The organism is Emticicia sp. W12TSBA100-4 (assembly GCF_040253585.1).
Lineage (GTDB): Bacteria > Bacteroidota > Bacteroidia > Cytophagales > Spirosomataceae > Emticicia.
Genome location: NZ_JBELAU010000014.1, coordinates 116,068 through 133,898, shown reverse-complemented (window position 1 = coordinate 133,898; position 17,831 = coordinate 116,068). Strand labels below are relative to the sequence as shown.

Below are 17,831 nucleotides of genomic sequence, written 5' to 3'. Positions count from 1 at the left end.
ATTGATGCAAATACAGCAATTTCTTAAACAGCATACAAACTTTGTCCTAATCGGGATTGTAGTCTTAGCATTTGGTTTGAGATATTATAAAATAGGTGAACACGGACTGGCTGGAGATGAGAAGTATTCTTTATTTGTGAGCCAGTTTGTGACATACGAAGGCAATAATCAGCACGATTCGGTTAGAAAACCTAATGATAAGTATTTTACACCGAAAGAATTTTGGTCAGAAAAGTCATTACCTGATTTTTTTGATTCGATAGCACGTTTAGATACTGGTAATGGGGCATTATATACTTATTCCTTACATTATTGGACAAAGGTTTTTGGAGTTTCGGATAAAAGTATGAGGATGCCCTCATTGATTTTCAATCTTTTTACTATTATATTACTATTTGTTTTCGTAAAAGAACACTGTCGTTCTTCGAGTTTGGCTTTATTAGCAGCATTTCTCGCTGCTGTTTCTCCGTTTTATATTAATTATTCTCAAGTAGCTCGCAATTATAGCATCAATATGTTTTTTGCGTTGTTGGCTACACACTTATTACTAAAACTCATTCAAGAGGAAGAAAACAATCAAAAGCCAGTTTGGAAATATGTTTTTTATGGTGCTTGTGCTTTAGCTTGTGAACTTTGCCATTTTGCAACATTTCCTTTGTTTCTGATACACGCCTTATTTGTTATTTTGTTTTTTCGGAAAAAAAGAGGGTATATTGGCTTTACATTGGCTGCAATCATACCATTGATAGGGGCATTGGCATGGCTAAACTGTGATGGTGGAAGATGGCTGTTTGATTATGTGGCAAATAGTGTAAAAACGTACAATCAAATGGCTCTCGAAACACCAGATGATTATCTGAATGTTGCCAATTTGAAAAATATTCTCAAGCAATTACGTCATGTAATTTCTGCTATGTTCTTGTTGATTGATGGCTATCCTTCACAGACTATTTTTTATAAAAAGTTATATCTTCTAATTACGCTCTCGGCACTTTTTGGTTTCTTTGTTTTTGCACAGCATTCACTAAAAACCTCAGATAATCAACAATTTCGTTTAAGAGTTTTTATCGCTTTATTATCACTTATTCCGTTATTGACTTTAATTGTTTTTGCTTACCAAGATGGTAATACGTTCCGAATTATGCCACGTTATTTGGCTTATTCGTATAGTTTTTCCTTAGTTTTGATTACACTGATTATTAAAGACTTATGGAATAAAAAGCCGATTGTCAAATTTACTACTTACGCAGTTTTTACTGTACAATTCTTTATGGTTTTACGTTTGATAAATACTATCTGGAATGATAATGCTCCACGTTATTTTATGTATTTTCCAGAACCTCGCAAAGAGAACCCTTACGAATTTTCTGCACAAACAATTCAGCGAGAATATGCAAAAGGCGATACCGTACTGTATCCTTCTGTTTTTATTGAGAAACGAGGCGGTGTAGGAATGCCCACTTATTCAGTTTCTGATGCTCAGTTGACCAACTTTTATTTACCTAAAGATGCTGAAATTATCCAGCGAGTAAATGTAAATGAAGAGAACAAAATCATTATTAAGAAAGCCAATGGAAGTGAAAAATTGATATTTGATTTTAAAGGAGTTAAATATCGTTATTAATTACCTTAGAGATACTATCTCAAATTTTCGAGATGTGGATAGATTTTCTACCTACAATCATATCCTTACATTATCTATGAAAATTTGTCTTAAATTTAATTATTTGTGCCATCTGCACGGTCATTCTCTTATCTGTAGTAGTAAAGTTTAGAGCACCCATAGAATAAAGTACTCAGTTTTGGATGTTTTTGAAAGTTCAAGACAAAAGCAACAAAAAAGAGGCGTCGCAATTTGCAACGCCTCTTTTTTATTTACCCAATATTGAAATTAGAATTTATACACACGCTTTGTAATCTGTTGCGTTGCTGTACGAAGACTAATAGTATATGTTCCTTCTGAATAATTGCTTAAATCAAGGCGATATTCAGATTGATTTGAAGTCAAAAGAGTTTTTGAAATTACTCTGTTAGATTTATCAGTGATGATAATCATACCAGATTCTTTCAACATATTTTCTGAAACCGAAACCTTAACGGCATCAGCAGTTGGGTTTGGATATACTTGGAATACATCTTCTGCTACAAGGTCGATAGAGGCAGAAACTTTTGCTGGAGTAGTTACCTGTAATACATTGGTGTAATCTGAGTTACCTTTCACGTTAGTGGCTCTTACACGATAGAAATACTTAGTTTTCTCAGCTACAGTTTTGTCAACATAGCTAACCTCATTACGGCCAGTGGATGCTAATTTTGTAAATGTGATGCCATCAGCAGAACGTTCTACATCAAAAGCAGCTTCTTTATTTGAATCATCACCCCATTTCAAGGCAACTTCAGAGGCAGTAGCAGTTCCTTTAAGGTCGTAAGGTGCGTTTGGAGCAGCACTTACCACAACATCAAGTTTTGTTGTTGCAGAATATTTTGAGCTACCATACTTATTTGAAGCATTGACTCTGAAATAATAGATTAGACCTTCTTCAATCGGAATACTTGTAGCCGCTACTGAATTAGAATCGAGGTCTGCTTTCAATACACCAGTTGCAAAAGTACTATCAGTTGATCTTTCAAGTGTAAAGCCCCACTCATCATCAGAGTTATCTTTCCATGTTGTTTTGATTACAGTATTTCCTAAAGCATCATTTGCCAATACCGCTGTTAAATTTGACGGTGCAAACGGAGGTCCCAAAGTTGTAGCAGTTGCTACGTTTGAGTAAGGTGACTGTCCTTGGAAATTTGCCGTTAAGATTTTATACCAATACTTAGTTTTTGGTGTTCCTGTTTTATCAGAATAACTTGCTTCATAATCACCAATTGTAGCAATTCTGATGAAACCATCAGTTGCACTTAGCGATGAACGATAGATTTCTTGTGAAACTCTGTTGTTTGTTACTCCATCTTGAGTTCCTAAATTCCAAGTCAAGTCAATTTGTGTTGTTGAAATTGTTTTTGCAGCTAAATTAAATGCAGGATTTGGAGCTACACGCTTCAATGTTGTTGCAACTAAAAGACCCGATGGTGCACTGTTTCCACCTGTATTGAATGCAATTACTCTGAAAAAGTATCTCTGACCTTCAATTAAGTTTTCTGCTTTAAAGCTTGGATCACCCGATGGAATTGAACCAACAGTTACCCAAGTATTATTATCAACTGATTGTTGAATCAAAAATCCAGTTGCATTACTTGCATTGTTAATCCAGAAGAAACGAATAAAATTCAGACCTAATCCATCTTGCGTTAGGGATGGATTACTTGGTGCAAGTGGAGGGTCTGGAAGAGTTAGGAAAAAATCTGTTTTCGACTCAGGTAAAGCTATTCCTGCACTATTGCGAGATGTTACACGATATGAGTACGAAGTATTTGGTTGAGTAGTATTATCAACATACATGCGTTGTCCAGTACCAGCAACTCCAGGTATAACCGCTATTTGAGTATAATTGCCACCAGTTGTACGTTCAATGACAAATTCCGTCTCGTTATTAGAATTATCAAAGAAATAAAGTGTATTTGTGCGTTGCGAATAAGGAGTTGCTACTGTAGCTCCAGTAACCGCTGCTGGAAGAGCCTGATTAGTAGAAACCATGACTAAATTGCTCCAACATGATGCACTTTTACCTGGTGGTGGGCCATCTGTTGGCATATTTGCCTGCGGAGTACATGTTGGTGGAGTTTCTACGCCATTCTTTAATGCTCTTACCCATATGTAATAAAGCGTATTTGGTTGAAGGCCAGTCAAGGTTATTCCACCTATTGCTGAATTATTTGTAACTGATGTTGTTTCAAAGGAGTACCCAGTCGGGAGAGTTGTATAGGCAATCTGAAACTCACTTTCATCCAATGAATTATCATTCCATGTTAAAGCGATTCGTGTACTATTTCCGCCAACAGGAGTACCTGCAAGGCCAGTAGGTGCAACTGGAGCGACAAACATTGTTGTGTTGGCCGAATTGCCATTCGGATTTGTTGATTTGCTTCCATCTGATGCTTGCACGTGCCAAAACGCCGTCATCAACAAAAAAAGGGATAGAAAATAATTTTTTCTCATAGCTAAACTATCAGTTTATGTTATTAATATTGGGAGGGAAATTTTGTTTTTTTGTAAATATATATGTTTTTATTTATTATAGACACATTCTACTCTATGAAAATTATTTTACGGTAAACTTTATTTTTTTAACCATAGTTTATCCTCGAAATAAATAGTTGATAGTCAATAGACGAACTTAATGAATATTTTAAACATACTATTTGACCGCAATAACAGATATTTCTACATTTACATCTTTTGGTAATTTTGCCACTTGTACGGTTTCACGAGCTGGGGGTAATGAGGTAAAATAGCTACCATAAACTTCGTTTACCAACCCAAAATCGTCCATGTTTTTTAGGAAGATGCTTGATTTGACGATGTTTTCGTAGTTCATGCCTGCTTCTGAAAGAATGTGCCCTATGTTTTCCATTACTTTTTGTGCTTCGGCTTTGAGGTCACCAGATGTGGAGAGTTCAAAAGCGATCTGCCCCGAAACATAGAGTGTGTTTCCAGCTAAAACCGCTTGACTATATGGGCCAATTGGAGCGGGAGCATGTTCTGTATAGATGACTTGCTTCATGTATGAATTTTTTGGATGATGTTTGTTTTTATGAGTGTTTTGTTAAATCTTCAACCATACAATTATAAATTTCGTATGTTTGAAAGACAAAAATCAGAATAAAACTTACAATAAACAATTTTCAAAGCATAATTATTCATAATAAATGACTGACTTTCCAGATAATCAAATTTCTCAAAAATCCCTTTTTTTAAAAGACGAAGCAATTATTATTTTCATAAAAAACCCACAATTGGGGAAAGTAAAAACTCGCTTGGCTGCTACTGTTGGAGATGTGCGTGCCTTAGAAATATACCATATTTTGATGCAACATACAAAGGCAGTAACGAACGATTTATCGACCGAAAAATACCTCTTTTACTCTACATTTGTTGACGAACAAGATATTTGGGAGAATGAAAAATACCATAAATCGCTTCAATATGAGGGGCAGGATTTAGGTATGAAAATGGCTGTTGCATTTACAGAAACATTTCAGAAAAATCATAGCAAGGTACTAATAATTGGTAGCGATTGCCTTGAGCTTAACCAAGAAATCATAAAGAAGGGTTACGAGCAATTGTCTCATAATGAGGTAGTTATAGGCCCAGCTAACGATGGAGGATATTATCTAATTGGTTTTAATTTTAACCGCATCGGAGAGCGTGTAGAGAAGGTATTAAAAGAATTTTTTGTTGACAAAGAATGGAGCCATGAACGAGTATTTCAGGAAGCAATAGAAGTTTGCCAGCAGCAGAATTTGGGTTATTTTGAATTACCGACATTGACTGATGTTGACGAGGAAAAAGATTACCTAAAAACCCAACATTTAGCTATGAGACTCAGCTAAAATTGCGTAATGGAGAGATATAATTTGTGGTAAAACCATGTTTTTATCATCATTTATGATTTGATAATCAGCTATTTTAGCAAATTCCTCATCAGTTTTTTGCCGAGCAATAATCGCCCTGATTTGTTCGTCACTTCGGTGTGGGTCTCGCTCTTGGATTCGCTTGATTCTAACTTCAATCGGGCATTTAACGACAATTATTCTATCTAAATCGTTTCCCTTTCCTGAGGCATTGCTGATGGCAGCTTCACGCAAAATGTAAGGTTGACTTTTGTGAGTAGCCAGCCATTGCTTAGTATCATCAAAAACCCTTGGATGAATAAGCATATTGAGCATTTTAAGTAAATCAGGGTTATCAAAAACTTGGCTGGCTACCCATTTTCGATTATATCGCCCGTTTTCGTCGTAGGATTGGCGGCCGAGTAGTTCTTTTATTTCTTTTCTTAATTGTAAGTCGTTATTAGTGAGCCAATTAGCTCGTGAATCGGCGTAGTAAACAGGCACACCAAGTAGTTCAAAAACCTTGCAAATAATACTTTTTCCCGAACCGATTCCGCCAGTTATACCAATCACTTTCATAGTACAGGTTTTTGTTTTTTTACAAAATATTCCCAAACAATACTTTTCTGATAAATTTTACTAACATTTCTGGGCGATTTTCGTTCTAATCTCGGAATCATCGCATAAAAAGCAAAATGAGCCTTGATAACGGCCAAGAAATCTGCAAATGAACCATCGACCAAAAGTTTTATCCCCGAGATTCCATCCAAAATCAATCTGAGAAGTATAGTAGAAAATAGTTTATCTGCGGGAATATTTTTATAAATCATTGCCAATCCATTTCGATAATTCAAGAAAGTCTTTCTTGGATTTGATTTATGTAAAGTGCCTCCTCCAACATGATAAACTGTTGAGGCAGAAGAATACATGATTTTGTGCCCATTACTTTTCATTCGCCAACACAAGTCAATTTCTTCCATGTGAGCAAAGAAATGAGCATCAAAACCACCTAATTGATGAAAAACATCTGCTCGCACAAACATACAAGCACCAGTTGCCCAAAAAATTTCTTGCGTATCATCATACTGGCCTTTGTCTTCTTCGTAGCTGTCAAATATTCTACCTCTACAAAACGGATAGCCAAGCCAGTCAATATAACCACCTGCCGCACCCGCATATTCAAAATGAGTTTTCTGATGATAACTCCTGATTTTAGGTTGACAAGCCGCAATTGATTTATCTGTGTCCATTAAATCAATAATTGGTTTTGTCCAATTGGCACTTACTTCTACATCCGAATTTAGAAGTACATAATATTCGGCTTCAATTTCTTTTAATGCATTATTGTATCCGCCAGCAAATCCTTGATTATTAGGTAGTTGTATCGTTTTTAAAGTCGGGTAATGGTTTTGAAGAAAAGCCAGCGAACCATCGGTTGAGGCATTGTCGGCAATAATAATTTCGTAGCCATCGGCATTCTCAATGACCGATGGCAAGAAAGTCTCCAGAAATTTTTGTCCGTTATAGTTTAAAATGACTACGGCAACTTTGGTCATAGTATTTTATTTAAAAAGCTTATCTAAATCCATTCCTGGAATATTTGGCATTAATCCTTCAGTTGATTTTTGTAATTCTTCTTTGGCTTTTACCTCAACTTTCTCTAAGGCTTTATTGGTGGCCGCAACGATTAAATCCTGCAAGATTTCACGGTCGCTGGCTTTCATTAAATCTTCGTCGATTTCGATGCTTATCAATTGCTTTTTACCGTTGGCAGTTGCTTTTACCATTCCTGCACCTGCTTCGCCTGTTTCGGTTATTTTGCTCAAGTTTTCTTGTGCTTCTTGCATTCGGGCTTGCATTTCTTTCATTTTGCCTGCCATCCCGAAAAGGTCTCCCATGTTCATATTCCTATGCGTTTAAATTGTATTGCAAATATACAAAAAAGGCAGTCGGTTGAGAACTGCCTTTTGCTAAATAACACGTTTAAATATATTGTTGTTCGATAAATTATCTAATGAGTGTAACCGAACCTACTTTTTCAAATTTTTGCCCTGCTGGGTCTAAACCAAAAATCTTAAAGCCATAATTACCCGCAGGTGCTGGCGAAACACCATCGCTGGTTGTACCATTCCAGCCATCATCTAATTTTCTGCTTTCAAAAATCACATTTCCCCAACGGTCATAGACTTCTAAGTTAAATTGCACAATATATCTTCCTTGAGCAATGAAGGCATCGTTGATGCCATCACTGTTTGGTGAAAAAGCGGTAGGTACGTATAGTTGTGCAGGAGTGATGAATGTGTATTCGTTGGAATAGGCATCGAATGGAAAATCAATGATACTTCCTCCGCCAACATCAATTTTAACTTTTTGTACCCCTCTGATTCTAAACGTCGCAGTGCCATTATTGCCAGGTAAATCTAAAAGTGACTCAATTTGTGCTTTTACCCCTAACGTTGTATTTGGTGTAGCATCTACTGTCGTAATCATCCCACTTTCATCAATTGTTTCAATATAATAATCGACGGGAAAGGTGTCGGGTGTTGGTATAACAAACGGGGTCCAATTGAGTGTATTTGGACGTGCCGAAGTCAAGAAAATACTGCAAAATGATGGTGATGGCTCAGATGTATTGGCACACTCATCTTGGTATTCTACTTTGTAGCAGTATTGCTGCTTACTCGGCTCGACGCTTTTATCGTCATAAAAGTTTTCGGTTGTTTGTTTTACTTCGACAAAGTTTGATGCTCCTCCTTCCGACCGATAGAATATATAATTATTAGCTTTATTTCCCGCCTCGTAAACACTAAATTTAATCGTATTTGTATTTAAAACAGATACAGTACCAATCGTTTTTGGAGGTAGCTTAGCTGAGTTTTTTGGGTCAACAATAATAGTAGGAGATTTTATAATTACCTGATTTGGGGCAGTGCCTATATAAGCGTTAATTTGAAAATTATATTTTTTCTTGCAATCAAGAGCATCAAAAATATAAGTTGTGGCTGTTGGATTAACAGGTTGCCCATTATTAGGATTATCTCCAGTAGGTGATTCACTGTAAGGAATTGTGTATTTAACAACCGCAGGGTCTGGTGAATTCCAATCTATTTTTACTTCTTTTGGACTCGTTACGTTTGCTTTGGGTATAATTGTACAAACTTCATTAGATAGAATAGGGTTATTACAACCATCCAAAGTTTTTAGTCTAAAGCAGTATTCTACTGTTGGGTTAAAGCCAGTCAAGGTTGTGGTTTTAAATGTTTCTCCAGTATTACGTGTTAATTTTATACCTGTATCTGTCCAGGTACCATTTTTTTGCTTCTGTTCAATAATATAAGGCTTACCCTCACTGCCTTCAACCATCGTAATTTTATTGCTTGTTCCACCCGTTAGACCTTCTAATTCACTAATTTTGGGTTTGTTATTCGTATTAAAATTAAAAGGAAAAGGAGAACTATTACAGCCCTTAGCATAACGCCCGACAATGAGTGGCTGACCTGATGGAGTTCCTGAGTAAATGTGTGTTTTGGTGAATGGGAAACTTGTAGGGGCAAGACCTGAGAAATTATCTTCAGTGCCGTCACCCCAGAGGATTCTGTAACCACTGTGTTTATCGTTAACAGCTGACTTTTTGAATGTCAATGTTATTTCGTTAGTTCCGCAAGAACTTATATCAACATCAGGAACTTCTGTTTGTATCAGTTCAAACGCATTACAAGTGATATAAGCAGACCCACTTATATTCATACCTTGCAAAATCCAATAAGTGCCAGGTTGAGTAAAAGTCTTAGAAGTTTCTAATGCTGTAGGAAATGTTATATTATCACCATCTTTAAAGTTAAAAATATACCCTAAATTTGTAAAGTTAGTGCCTCCAACAAGGTCTTTTGCGTTTGATACTATCGCAGTTCCTGAATTATTACTAAAATCTAAGCATCCAACACGGGGGTTGATATCAAAAAAACCACCTGTCAATATTCCACCCCCAGGATTTGTGCACTTTGCTGGCTTAGTCTCTTGCTGTCCAAACGAAAGGGTAGTAATGCAAAAAGCACCTAACCAAAATAAAATAAATTTGATACGGGACATAGTTAAAATCTTTTCATGTGTTCACTCACTCAATAGTTTTTTTAAGCAAAAATCATGCCCGATAGTAGCGGAGTCTATTAGATAACGAAGGTCTGTATGGAATTATTAAGTAAAATTTAAAAAAAATAGCAAGAAATGCAAATGAGTGAGAATAAAATATTTGACTATCTTATTGATAGTCAGTTGATTAAGAGATTGTCGCTGAAAATTACTGTTTGGCGTGATAATTGTTGGGCGGAAATTGAAGATTTACATAGTAAAAGGATTGACTCCTTTAATACTTCCGAAAGTTTCTACTGGAATAAATCTTGCAAAAAGTTCTTCCGAATACCAGCCTTCTGAATGTGTTTTCTTGATTACTTCGGCGTGTTCTCGTTGGCGATACGCAAATTTCTTTACATCTTCCAAACTTGCCCAAACCGAAAAAGTCGCTTGTCGAACAAAGGGCATTTCGCCAATTCCTACCGATGTCACAAAACCTTGAGCATGACCCATTGAGGCAGCAACAGTCGGCACATTTTTCCAGAAACCTGATAATTTCGATAAACGAATGGTTGCACGAGTAAGTACCGCAATCGGACCTTGATAACTGCGGTCGGGTGTGGGTTGTCCGAAAGGCTCTTTGCTGTCCCATTTTCCGTGCGATTCGTAGGGAATACAGCCGATAGTCCATTGTTCATTGGTCAATAATTGCCACCAACGCCATACCAATGAGTTTTTATAGAAGTTTTCCGAATCAGTTTTCTCTTTCCAAACTGCCATCATTCCCCATTGTTGATAGTCGGGGTGAATATCGAAAGTCCCATTTTTGCCACAGCCCAATAATTTCCAAAAAGTAATTCCTTTTGTAAAAAATAGCGGAATGTGAAGAATCGCCATTGAAATAAAGGCCAAAGGAATGAAATATTTTGGGTAACGAACTATGGTGAGTGTGACAAACATTTTAGAGTACAATTAATAAGTAATAGATAAACACTCAAAATAGCATTTAATTATAAAATCCTTCCTATTTTTCTACCAAGATCAACCACCGAAAAGCCCATCTCCATTTGATTTGATATTTTTTGATGCCAGCTTTTTCCAATAAAATTTTCCATTCTTGTCTTGTAAAACCTCGCAAAACTGAGAGTGGAGCATCATTTTTGACCAAATACGACCTAGAAAACAAAGCCGTAAGCCATTTGATTGAATAATAAGCCAACGGGTGACGGTGCAAATCAGCAATGACAAAGCCAATTTTTGCATTTTTGTGCATCCATTGAAGCATTTTTACCAAATCTTCATCTCGGAAATGATGACAAAATAAAGAGTTAAAAATCACATCAGGCTTTCCATTAGGAAACGTAGAGAGTTGATAGTCAGCTATTTCGTATTTGATTTTGGAGTCTTTATTCTCAAACTTTTCAGCAAATCTTACACAATCTTCTTTTAGATCAACACCACCAAGTAGGTGAGATATGCTCTTTTTACTCAAAAACCGACCAATTGCCCTTAGATTATCTCCACCACCGCTACCTATTTCAGAAATAAATAAATTTTCAGAAATATTTGAAAATTTATTTATTTCTGAAATAATTGTATTTTCTATTTGTTTGGTATTTATGTGATTTTCTGAAGTATATGTATTATTTGAATATATTGGATTATTGGGATTATTTTTAATTTCTGAATAAATGTTTTGTTTTAAATAAATGAAATATTTAATTCCATCTAAAACTACTGAATGGCCACCAAGATGCCGATTGATAAAATCAAGTTCACGGAGATTTTGGTAGAGGTCTTCGGTTGGAATATCCTCATTATCAAGGAGTTCGGCTTGGTAGGAGCGGGTATTAAAATTCATCGTTCTAAAATTACACTTTCCATCGTGATGCCAGGCCCGAAAGCTATGGCAAAAATATTGCCTGTTTTGGTTGATTCCATCATTTTTTTCAACACAAATAAAATCGTTGGCGACGACATATTTCCGTAATTTTTCAAAACTTCATACGATTCATTCAAAGCTTCAGCGTCTAATTCGAGTGAGGTTTGTACGGCTTCCAGAATATTTTTTCCCCCTGGATGAATTGCCCAATCGGTGATATTTTCGGTATTTAAACCAAGTTTTTGTAGCGAATTTTCGAGTAGATGCCTTATTTCTTGCTTGATTAGCTTCGGTACGTGGCTTGAGAGTGTCATCAGAAAACCTGTGCTTGATAATTGCCAAGCCATATCTTCTTGGCCACTCAGAGCAATTTGCGAGTAAAATTGCTTAATAGTTAAGCCTCTTGCTTCATTATCTCCACTTATTAAACAAGCTGCTGAGCCATCAGCAAAAAGCGTGGACGAAAGAATGGCATCAACATCATTCGATTTTTGGAAGTGAAGTGTACAGAGTTCGGTACAAACAACCAAAACTTTGGCCGAAGCATCGGCTCTGCAAAAAGCATCGGCTATTTTGAGGGCATGAAGTGCGGCGTAACAACCCATAAAATTGACCGAAGTTCGAACAATATTGGGCGAAAGATTTAGAGCTTGAACCAACTGAATATCAAGACCGGGTGCCGAAAGCCCAGTACAAGTTACCGTAATTAAGTGAGTGATTTCTTGAGTACTGGTAGCATTTTTGTCAGTTTTTAAGCAATCTTCAATAGCTGAAACAGAAAGCTTTACAGCTTCTTGGTTATAGAACGCCATGCGTTTTTCGAGCGATGGCATCGTGCAGTTATCGCCAAAGAAAGCCCACTGGCCACGAGCCAGCGAAAAGTCAGAAAATACAGAATAACGAGTATCTATACCGCTTCTATGATATAAAATTGGGAGGAGTTTTCTGTTTTTTTCGTCGGGATTATTGGCATCGAGCATAAACCGCATGATGTCATTTTGCTGATGACGGTGAACTGGATTAGCGGTGCCGATTGCGATTATTTTTGACATGAAAGAGAATTAAAGGTCGATTGTCCACGGACGACAGACGATGGTTTTTGATAAGTAAATTTTACTTATCATGTGTTAGTTTTTATGCTTGACCGAAATTTACGGCTTTTAGCTAACTAAACACATTCCGTGAATACTCTATATACGAAATCCTTCTCTTTTTGGAGGTCTTGGTATTTTACCAGAAAATGTTCGTTGCTAATACTAAACTGTGTAACGCTCAAAGTCTTTAATTTGTTTTCACGATTCATCTTTATATCGTTTCGTATATCGCCTTTACCTCCGAAATGATGAAAATTTATAACGTCTTCTTCTGTGCAGTTAGGGTTTTTCTGCAAAAAATCCGCAAACCATTGTTCTCGTTCTTGTCTTATTTCAGGCGAATAAAGTGTAACTGACGACCAAATATGAGGCATATGAGTATCAATTTCTTTTTGTACAACTTGGCTGCCCGTCCAGCGTAACTCATTGATTGAAAGTTGTTTGTTTCTATCGATGACTACTAATGTGAATGGTTCGATACCATCAAACTGATAATTTTGGACGAAAGTATCGAAGTTTTGATATTCGTAAAAATCTAAGATGATACGCCCTCGGCTTTGGCGATAGGGTGGTATGTGAATATGTTTTTCAAGTCCACCATTCAATAGGCAAAGTGTAAATCTATCACAACCAGCAATCCATGTTCCACCACCTACTGGGTCTTTGGGGAAAAAGACGTACTGTCCTTCGAGTTCATATTTTCGAGGAGGCAAGGCTATTTCACGCAAAACGCTTTCATCTCGGTTTGAGGTGAAAATATAACCGTCGTTTTTGGTTGGTATGTAGGTTAGAACGCACATGGTTGGTGTATAGGTTATTTGGAAACTGGTTATTGGTTACTGGGGAATTGGTTATTAGTTTACTTGTGTATTGGTTTACTGGTTGATTGATGAATTTGTGGCTGATAGTACCCAATAACTAATCTATTAATAACTAATCTACCAGCAACCAATCTACCAATAACAAACTTACGCACTCATTTCGTGGTGACGAATAGTTGAGTAGGCAATACCAAAGTTTTTAGGAATATTAATGCTTGGAAAGTTTTCCTGTAAACCAATGCGAATAAGAGCATAATGGTGAATAGAATGTTCGACCAAGTAAACCATTTCCCTCATGAAATTTGTTTCTATAAAGTCCTTACTTTCAAGGCAGTAACCGACTGATAATAAGATAGTTTCCTTAGGTTTTTTGATAGAAATGATGTTGTTTTCGATGCTTTCTAATGTTTCTACCGTAAAATAAAGGTCGTTTTCGAGTACTAAGTTTCGTTCACGAGCATCATAATCAACTACGCCATTCGTTTTACCTGAGAGTAAACACTGATAAAATTCCACGACATGACGGGTATGCTGCCCGATACTACTTCCATTAAGTACGGTCAGCGACTTTGTGTATTCATTAGGCGAAAGTTGCTTGAGTAAATCAGTCAATTGTCTGATAACTTCTATATAAACTGAGGTTTTCATTGTAGCGTATTGATGGTAATGAAAATAGTGGCAGTATCGCCGAGTAAAGCACTTTTATCACCAACTTTATACTCAGTTCGGTTGATAGCAAAACTGCCTTTAAATATACCTTGATTGTTAGTTTGAGTAAATATAAAAGGAAATTTTATATTTTTAGTGACATTCCTGATAGTCAGATTGAAATAACCGATGTACTCGTTTTCTTTGGTAGTTTTTTCGATTTTGGTCGAAACCATCGAAATTCGAGGATATTTTTCGGCATCAAAATAATCTTCTCCACGCATTGTATTATCTCTCAGGTTAATTCCTGTATTGATACTTTTTACATCAATCGTTGCTTTTATAGAAGCATTTGCCAGATTCATCGGGTCGAAATTTATCGAACCAGCAAAACCTTTAAATGATCCTTCAGCAGTTGCTCCGAGTGAATGCTTGATTTTGAATGTAATTGCTGCTGTTACTGGTTTCCAATTTTGAGCATAAGCTCCAAGATAGAAACTTAGTGTGCTGATAATCAGTGATATATAAAGAGCTGATTTGCGGTTCATAAGTTAGAATTTGTATGATATTGCTATCATTGGTAAAAGATTTTTTGTACGGAATCGGTCGTTTTCAAAGGTTAGTACTTTATCGGTTGTGTATTCAATGAACTGAAAACTAAGACCTGCCCGAATACCTATTTTATCATTAACCCAATAGCGTGCATAAAGTTCGGAGTTGAGACTTCCTAAATCATTATCGCTTACTAAAAGAAGATTAAATGTCGTTGGCTTAGCCGTTTGGGTACTTTTATTAAGGCTACGTGAATCGCTGGCGTAAAATGTGCCACTCTGTTTACTCCCAAAGCTAATTCCGATTGCATCAATATTGAATCCAACTTCAAACTTTTGACTAAAACTATACTGCAAATGAATAGGTATATTGATATAGCCCGCTCCGATTTTTGATACTTTGAGCGTATCAAAATTACTCAAGATATTTTCTGTAAAAAGTACTTGCGGGCCTTTTTCGCCCGATGTGAGTGATGCAGGGGCTGTAATCAAGTCGGTTCTACCTTTGGCGAAATACGTAAATCTAATACCTGTTCCGATTTTGAATTTCCCCTTTTTTCCCAATCCCCAATTATAATTATAGGATAATGCTGGGGAAAATCCGCTTCCTGCCGCAATTGATACATCAGCATAGCGTTGGTTTTTGCTCTGAGAAAATGATAAATGGTTGATAGTTAGGAGTATAACTATTAAAAAAAGTATTTTTTTCATAATTAAAAGTTTTTGAGATGTAATGATGGGTCTCACAATCGGAAAACTGTGAGATTGAACTTTTATTTTAGGCTGGCACTGCCAAATAATACTGAAAATGCTTTGCACCAAATAACGACTGTAGTTTGTTTTTTTAAGTCAATTGAAGAGGGAATAGAAAGTACATAACTACCGTTGGTATTTACTTTATCCGTTATTTGAATAAAATTGGTTAGTACTTTATCTTCAGCCAAATAGATTCTGAGGTCGGGACCTGGGTCTGTTTTGAAGTTTTCAAATACCAAGTTATAGTTCTTGTTTTTATCTTGATAAATTGATGCTTTTCCAGTTGTAGTATGTACGGCAGACGTAAATGTACCTTGTAAAATCAATGTTTGATTTGCAAGGTCAGTCATTTCGCTGATTGGTGTAGGCGTTGTACTAACGGGGTCAATGGTATCTTTCATGGGCATATTGACCACGATTGATGAAAAATCGGTTTCTTTTTGGCAAGCAGACAAACTAAAAATGAGGGCGGAGATACAAATGATTTTTTTCATAGTGCTTTCTTATTTTGTTGATACAAATGTAGAAAGTCAACGAAAAAACAAATGTCGGCTGGATGACCAAAACTGGCAAGTTAATATTAAGTGTCTGAAAACGAGACAATTACTAAGTCAAAAGAGCTGCGTTTTTGATAATAATTTCGGTTCGGGTATAGTCTAAAATACCTTTTTCTTTAAGGTCGTTGAATAGTGATGTAACCGTTTGGCGAGTACTACAAATCAGACTTGCGATGTCTTGATGAGTAAGATAATTTTTCAAGATAACTTCACCGTTGGCGTTTGTGCCTTCTTTCAAAGCCCAATCTTTTAAGAATTCAATGAGGCGAGTTCGCACATCCTTAAAAACCAGATTAGCATAACGATTTTCGAGGCGTTTTAGTCTAAAACCCATCCATTTGGTATAACGAAGTGCTAAAGCGGGGTTTCGTTCGATGATACTTTCAAAATCATCCATTCGGAAACTACAACAAGTTACATAGTCAGAGACAGCAATCGCATATTCATCAAGTGTTTGGTTGGTTAATGTAAACTGCCCGAATAAATCTCCTTCTTGGAGAATATCCTTTACAATTTCGTTGCCTTTGGCATCAATTTCTACAATTTTTATTGTTCCTCGTTTTAATGTATAAACTCGGCTCGACTCATCGTGCGAAAAGTAAATGATTTCGCCTTTTTTTGCAGTTTTGAAGTTAGTAATCAGACAAATTTCTTTCAGTTCGGCCGAACTCAAAACATTCATTAACTTGTGGTTGTGTAAATGCCAATATTTTGTTTCGAGATTCATAAAAGTATCTTGCTTGAAGGTTAGTTTATTGAAATACGAGAAAAATACTTAAAAGGTTAAAGATGTATATAAAAATCTGAAGAGTATTGTTGAGAAGAAATGTTTTAAAGTATTAGAGTTCGTTGAATAAACTTAAATCCCAATTCTTATCGGCTTGATAATACAGTTTGCCATTTGTTACCACAAGTGGGCTGTCGATATTATTATGATACAACGACCCCGTTCCTAAACCTTGAGGAAGGGTGTTTTTGTATTCAGCCGTAAATTGAGAGATGGCATTCAAACCAACGTTCGATTCGAGTGCCGATGTCATCCACCAACCAATGTGCAGACGTGAAGCAATCTCAATCCATTCTCGGCAGTGCTGCAAACCACCCAAAAGTGTGGGTTTCAGAATAATATAAGTCGGTTTGAGTTTTTTGAGCAATTGCATTTTCTGTACGTAATCACTCACACCAATCAATTCTTCGTCAAGTGCAATCGGAATTGAACTATTTTGGCATAATTCGGCCATTGCTTCAGGCTGATGCTGTTTAATTGGTTGCTCAATGCTATGTATTTGATAACTAATGAGTTGTGAGAGTTTTTGGGGGGCTTCTTCGGGGGAAAATGCTCCATTCGCATCAATCCTAAGTGTGATCTGTTCGGCCGAAAATTGTTGACGAATACTGGCCAGAATTTCTAATTCTTCCGTAAAATTTATTGCCCCAACTTTCATCTTGATGGTATCGAAGCCTGCCGCCAGTTTTTCATCGACTTGGGCAGTCATAAATTCTTTGCTTCCCATCCATACAAGTCCATTGATATTAATTGCTTTCTGACTTTTCGAGAAATCATTCTCAAAAATAATTCTTCGTCCGCCATTCATTACATCGAGTAGGGCTGTTTCAAAACCAAATTTGATAGAAGGCAGACGGTCGTCGATGAGTTGCGAAAGAATAATATTGATATTCCATTCAAAAACCTCAAGGTCGAGATTATTGAAGGTATCGCAGATTTCTTGTAGAATTTGCTCGAAATTTGGGAAGTCGTCAATACTAAGTCCTTTCAATGGGGCAGCTTCTCCTAAGCCAAAAACCGACGGGTTTTCAGAATCGAAGATTTTCAAGAAAAAAGTATCTTTCTCGGTATAGACACCACGTGAAGTTCCGGCCTCAAACTTGAACTTTAAAGTGTGCTTCAACCATTTGACTTTCAGACCCATTGAAAAATGCTTAATTTTGGC

General features: G+C 36.5%; 18 protein-coding genes. 2 read left to right on the top strand and 16 right to left on the bottom strand.

The window, feature by feature from the left end; translation table 11 throughout:
- The first annotated feature begins 4 nt into the window (after positions 1–4).
- On the top strand, positions 5–1,624 hold the full coding sequence (locus tag ABR854_RS20570) for a glycosyltransferase family 39 protein (protein ID WP_350267734.1): 1,620 nt from the start codon (positions 5–7) through the stop codon (positions 1,622–1,624).
- Between the two features lie 267 nt (positions 1,625–1,891).
- Here ABR854_RS20570 and ABR854_RS20565 read toward each other — a convergent pair whose 3' ends face one another.
- Both ABR854_RS20565 and ABR854_RS20560 read right to left on the bottom strand, forming a co-directional pair.
- The gene (locus ABR854_RS20565; RefSeq protein WP_350267733.1) at positions 1,892–4,105 is read right to left on the bottom strand and encodes a fibronectin type III domain-containing protein; all 2,214 of its coding nucleotides are present in this window, start codon (positions 4,103–4,105) and stop codon (positions 1,892–1,894) included.
- A gap of 199 nt (positions 4,106–4,304) precedes the next feature.
- Entirely contained in the window at positions 4,305–4,670 is a 366-nt protein-coding gene (locus tag ABR854_RS20560; protein WP_305952912.1) for a Rid family detoxifying hydrolase, read from the bottom strand.
- A 145-nt stretch (positions 4,671–4,815) separates the two neighbouring features.
- Here ABR854_RS20560 and ABR854_RS20555 point away from each other — a divergent pair, with 145 nt between their 5' ends.
- Positions 4,816–5,499, top strand: a complete 684-nt coding sequence (locus ABR854_RS20555) for a TIGR04282 family arsenosugar biosynthesis glycosyltransferase (RefSeq protein WP_350267732.1) — start codon at positions 4,816–4,818, stop codon at positions 5,497–5,499.
- Here ABR854_RS20555 and coaE read toward each other — a convergent pair.
- The 14 genes from coaE to menC all read right to left on the bottom strand — a co-directional run bounded on the left by coaE (position 5,479) and on the right by menC (position 17,810).
- Positions 5,479–6,078, bottom strand: coding sequence for a dephospho-CoA kinase (coaE, locus tag ABR854_RS20550; protein ID WP_350267731.1), 600 nt, complete (start codon positions 6,076–6,078; stop codon positions 5,479–5,481). The two genes, ABR854_RS20555 and coaE, sit on opposite strands and share 21 nt — an antisense overlap.
- Positions 6,075–7,055, bottom strand: coding sequence for a glycosyltransferase family 2 protein (locus tag ABR854_RS20545; RefSeq protein WP_350267730.1), 981 nt, complete (start codon positions 7,053–7,055; stop codon positions 6,075–6,077). The genes coaE and ABR854_RS20545 overlap by 4 nt, the downstream gene beginning before the upstream one ends.
- 6 nt (positions 7,056–7,061) lie before the next feature.
- The gene (locus ABR854_RS20540; protein WP_350267729.1) at positions 7,062–7,403 is read right to left on the bottom strand and encodes a YbaB/EbfC family nucleoid-associated protein; all 342 of its coding nucleotides are present in this window, start codon (positions 7,401–7,403) and stop codon (positions 7,062–7,064) included.
- Positions 7,404–7,506: 103 nt separating this feature from the next.
- Positions 7,507–9,588, bottom strand: coding sequence for a T9SS type B sorting domain-containing protein (locus ABR854_RS20535; protein ID WP_350267728.1), 2,082 nt, complete (start codon positions 9,586–9,588; stop codon positions 7,507–7,509).
- 249 nt (positions 9,589–9,837) lie between these two features.
- On the bottom strand, positions 9,838–10,530 hold the full coding sequence (locus ABR854_RS20530) for a DUF3291 domain-containing protein (protein ID WP_350267727.1): 693 nt from the start codon (positions 10,528–10,530) through the stop codon (positions 9,838–9,840).
- Between the two features lie 64 nt (positions 10,531–10,594).
- Entirely contained in the window at positions 10,595–11,431 is an 837-nt protein-coding gene (locus tag ABR854_RS20525) for a methyltransferase domain-containing protein (RefSeq protein WP_350267726.1), read from the bottom strand.
- Positions 11,428–12,504, bottom strand: coding sequence for a type III polyketide synthase (locus ABR854_RS20520; RefSeq protein WP_350267725.1), 1,077 nt, complete (start codon positions 12,502–12,504; stop codon positions 11,428–11,430). Before ABR854_RS20520 ends, ABR854_RS20525 begins: the two co-directional genes overlap by 4 nt.
- Positions 12,505–12,620: 116 nt before the next feature.
- Entirely contained in the window at positions 12,621–13,346 is a 726-nt protein-coding gene (locus tag ABR854_RS20515; RefSeq protein WP_350267724.1) for an NRDE family protein, read from the bottom strand.
- Between the two features lie 168 nt (positions 13,347–13,514).
- Entirely contained in the window at positions 13,515–14,015 is a 501-nt protein-coding gene (locus tag ABR854_RS20510) for a hypothetical protein (RefSeq protein WP_350267723.1), read from the bottom strand.
- Positions 14,012–14,563: a YceI family protein gene (locus ABR854_RS20505; RefSeq protein ID WP_350267722.1), complete on the bottom strand. Its 552-nt coding sequence runs from the start codon at positions 14,561–14,563 to the stop codon at positions 14,012–14,014. The genes ABR854_RS20510 and ABR854_RS20505 overlap by 4 nt, the downstream gene beginning before the upstream one ends.
- Before the next feature lie 3 nt (positions 14,564–14,566).
- Positions 14,567–15,277 carry a hypothetical protein gene (locus ABR854_RS20500; protein ID WP_350267721.1) on the bottom strand — a complete coding sequence of 237 codons (711 nt, stop codon included), beginning with the start codon at positions 15,275–15,277 and terminating at the stop codon, positions 14,567–14,569.
- Positions 15,278–15,339: 62 nt separating this feature from the next.
- The gene (locus ABR854_RS20495; protein WP_350267720.1) at positions 15,340–15,816 is read right to left on the bottom strand and encodes a DM13 domain-containing protein; all 477 of its coding nucleotides are present in this window, start codon (positions 15,814–15,816) and stop codon (positions 15,340–15,342) included.
- A gap of 112 nt (positions 15,817–15,928) precedes the next feature.
- Positions 15,929–16,606 (bottom strand): Crp/Fnr family transcriptional regulator, encoded by a 678-nt coding sequence (locus tag ABR854_RS20490; RefSeq protein ID WP_350267718.1) that lies wholly within the window; start codon positions 16,604–16,606, stop codon positions 15,929–15,931.
- A gap of 112 nt (positions 16,607–16,718) precedes the next feature.
- A complete protein-coding gene (menC, locus tag ABR854_RS20485) occupies positions 16,719–17,810 on the bottom strand; it encodes an o-succinylbenzoate synthase (RefSeq protein WP_350267717.1) in 1,092 nt (363 codons plus the stop codon).
- Positions 17,811–17,831: the final 21 nt, after the last annotated feature.

Bases quoted from the DNA above. Each gene is read 5' to 3' on its own strand.
- ABR854_RS20570 (WP_350267734.1), top strand. From the start codon at position 5: ATGCAAATACAGCAATTTCTTAAACAGCATACAAACTTTGTCCTAATC.
- ABR854_RS20565 (WP_350267733.1), bottom strand. From the start codon at position 4,105: ATGAGAAAAAATTATTTTCTATCCCTTTTTTTGTTGATGACGGCGTTT.
- ABR854_RS20560 (WP_305952912.1), bottom strand. From the start codon at position 4,670: ATGAAGCAAGTCATCTATACAGAACATGCTCCCGCTCCAATTGGCCCA.
- ABR854_RS20555 (WP_350267732.1), top strand. From the start codon at position 4,816: ATGACTGACTTTCCAGATAATCAAATTTCTCAAAAATCCCTTTTTTTA.
- coaE (WP_350267731.1), bottom strand. From the start codon at position 6,078: ATGAAAGTGATTGGTATAACTGGCGGAATCGGTTCGGGAAAAAGTATT.
- ABR854_RS20545 (WP_350267730.1), bottom strand. From the start codon at position 7,055: ATGACCAAAGTTGCCGTAGTCATTTTAAACTATAACGGACAAAAATTT.
- ABR854_RS20540 (WP_350267729.1), bottom strand. From the start codon at position 7,403: ATGAACATGGGAGACCTTTTCGGGATGGCAGGCAAAATGAAAGAAATG.
- ABR854_RS20535 (WP_350267728.1), bottom strand. From the start codon at position 9,588: ATGTCCCGTATCAAATTTATTTTATTTTGGTTAGGTGCTTTTTGCATT.
- ABR854_RS20530 (WP_350267727.1), bottom strand. From the start codon at position 10,530: ATGTTTGTCACACTCACCATAGTTCGTTACCCAAAATATTTCATTCCT.
- ABR854_RS20525 (WP_350267726.1), bottom strand. From the start codon at position 11,431: ATGAATTTTAATACCCGCTCCTACCAAGCCGAACTCCTTGATAATGAG.
- ABR854_RS20520 (WP_350267725.1), bottom strand. From the start codon at position 12,504: ATGTCAAAAATAATCGCAATCGGCACCGCTAATCCAGTTCACCGTCAT.
- ABR854_RS20515 (WP_350267724.1), bottom strand. From the start codon at position 13,346: ATGTGCGTTCTAACCTACATACCAACCAAAAACGACGGTTATATTTTC.
- ABR854_RS20510 (WP_350267723.1), bottom strand. From the start codon at position 14,015: ATGAAAACCTCAGTTTATATAGAAGTTATCAGACAATTGACTGATTTA.
- ABR854_RS20505 (WP_350267722.1), bottom strand. From the start codon at position 14,563: ATGAACCGCAAATCAGCTCTTTATATATCACTGATTATCAGCACACTA.
- ABR854_RS20500 (WP_350267721.1), bottom strand. From the start codon at position 15,277: ATGAAAAAAATACTTTTTTTAATAGTTATACTCCTAACTATCAACCAT.
- ABR854_RS20495 (WP_350267720.1), bottom strand. From the start codon at position 15,816: ATGAAAAAAATCATTTGTATCTCCGCCCTCATTTTTAGTTTGTCTGCT.
- ABR854_RS20490 (WP_350267718.1), bottom strand. From the start codon at position 16,606: ATGAATCTCGAAACAAAATATTGGCATTTACACAACCACAAGTTAATG.
- menC (WP_350267717.1), bottom strand. From the start codon at position 17,810: ATGGGTCTGAAAGTCAAATGGTTGAAGCACACTTTAAAGTTCAAGTTT.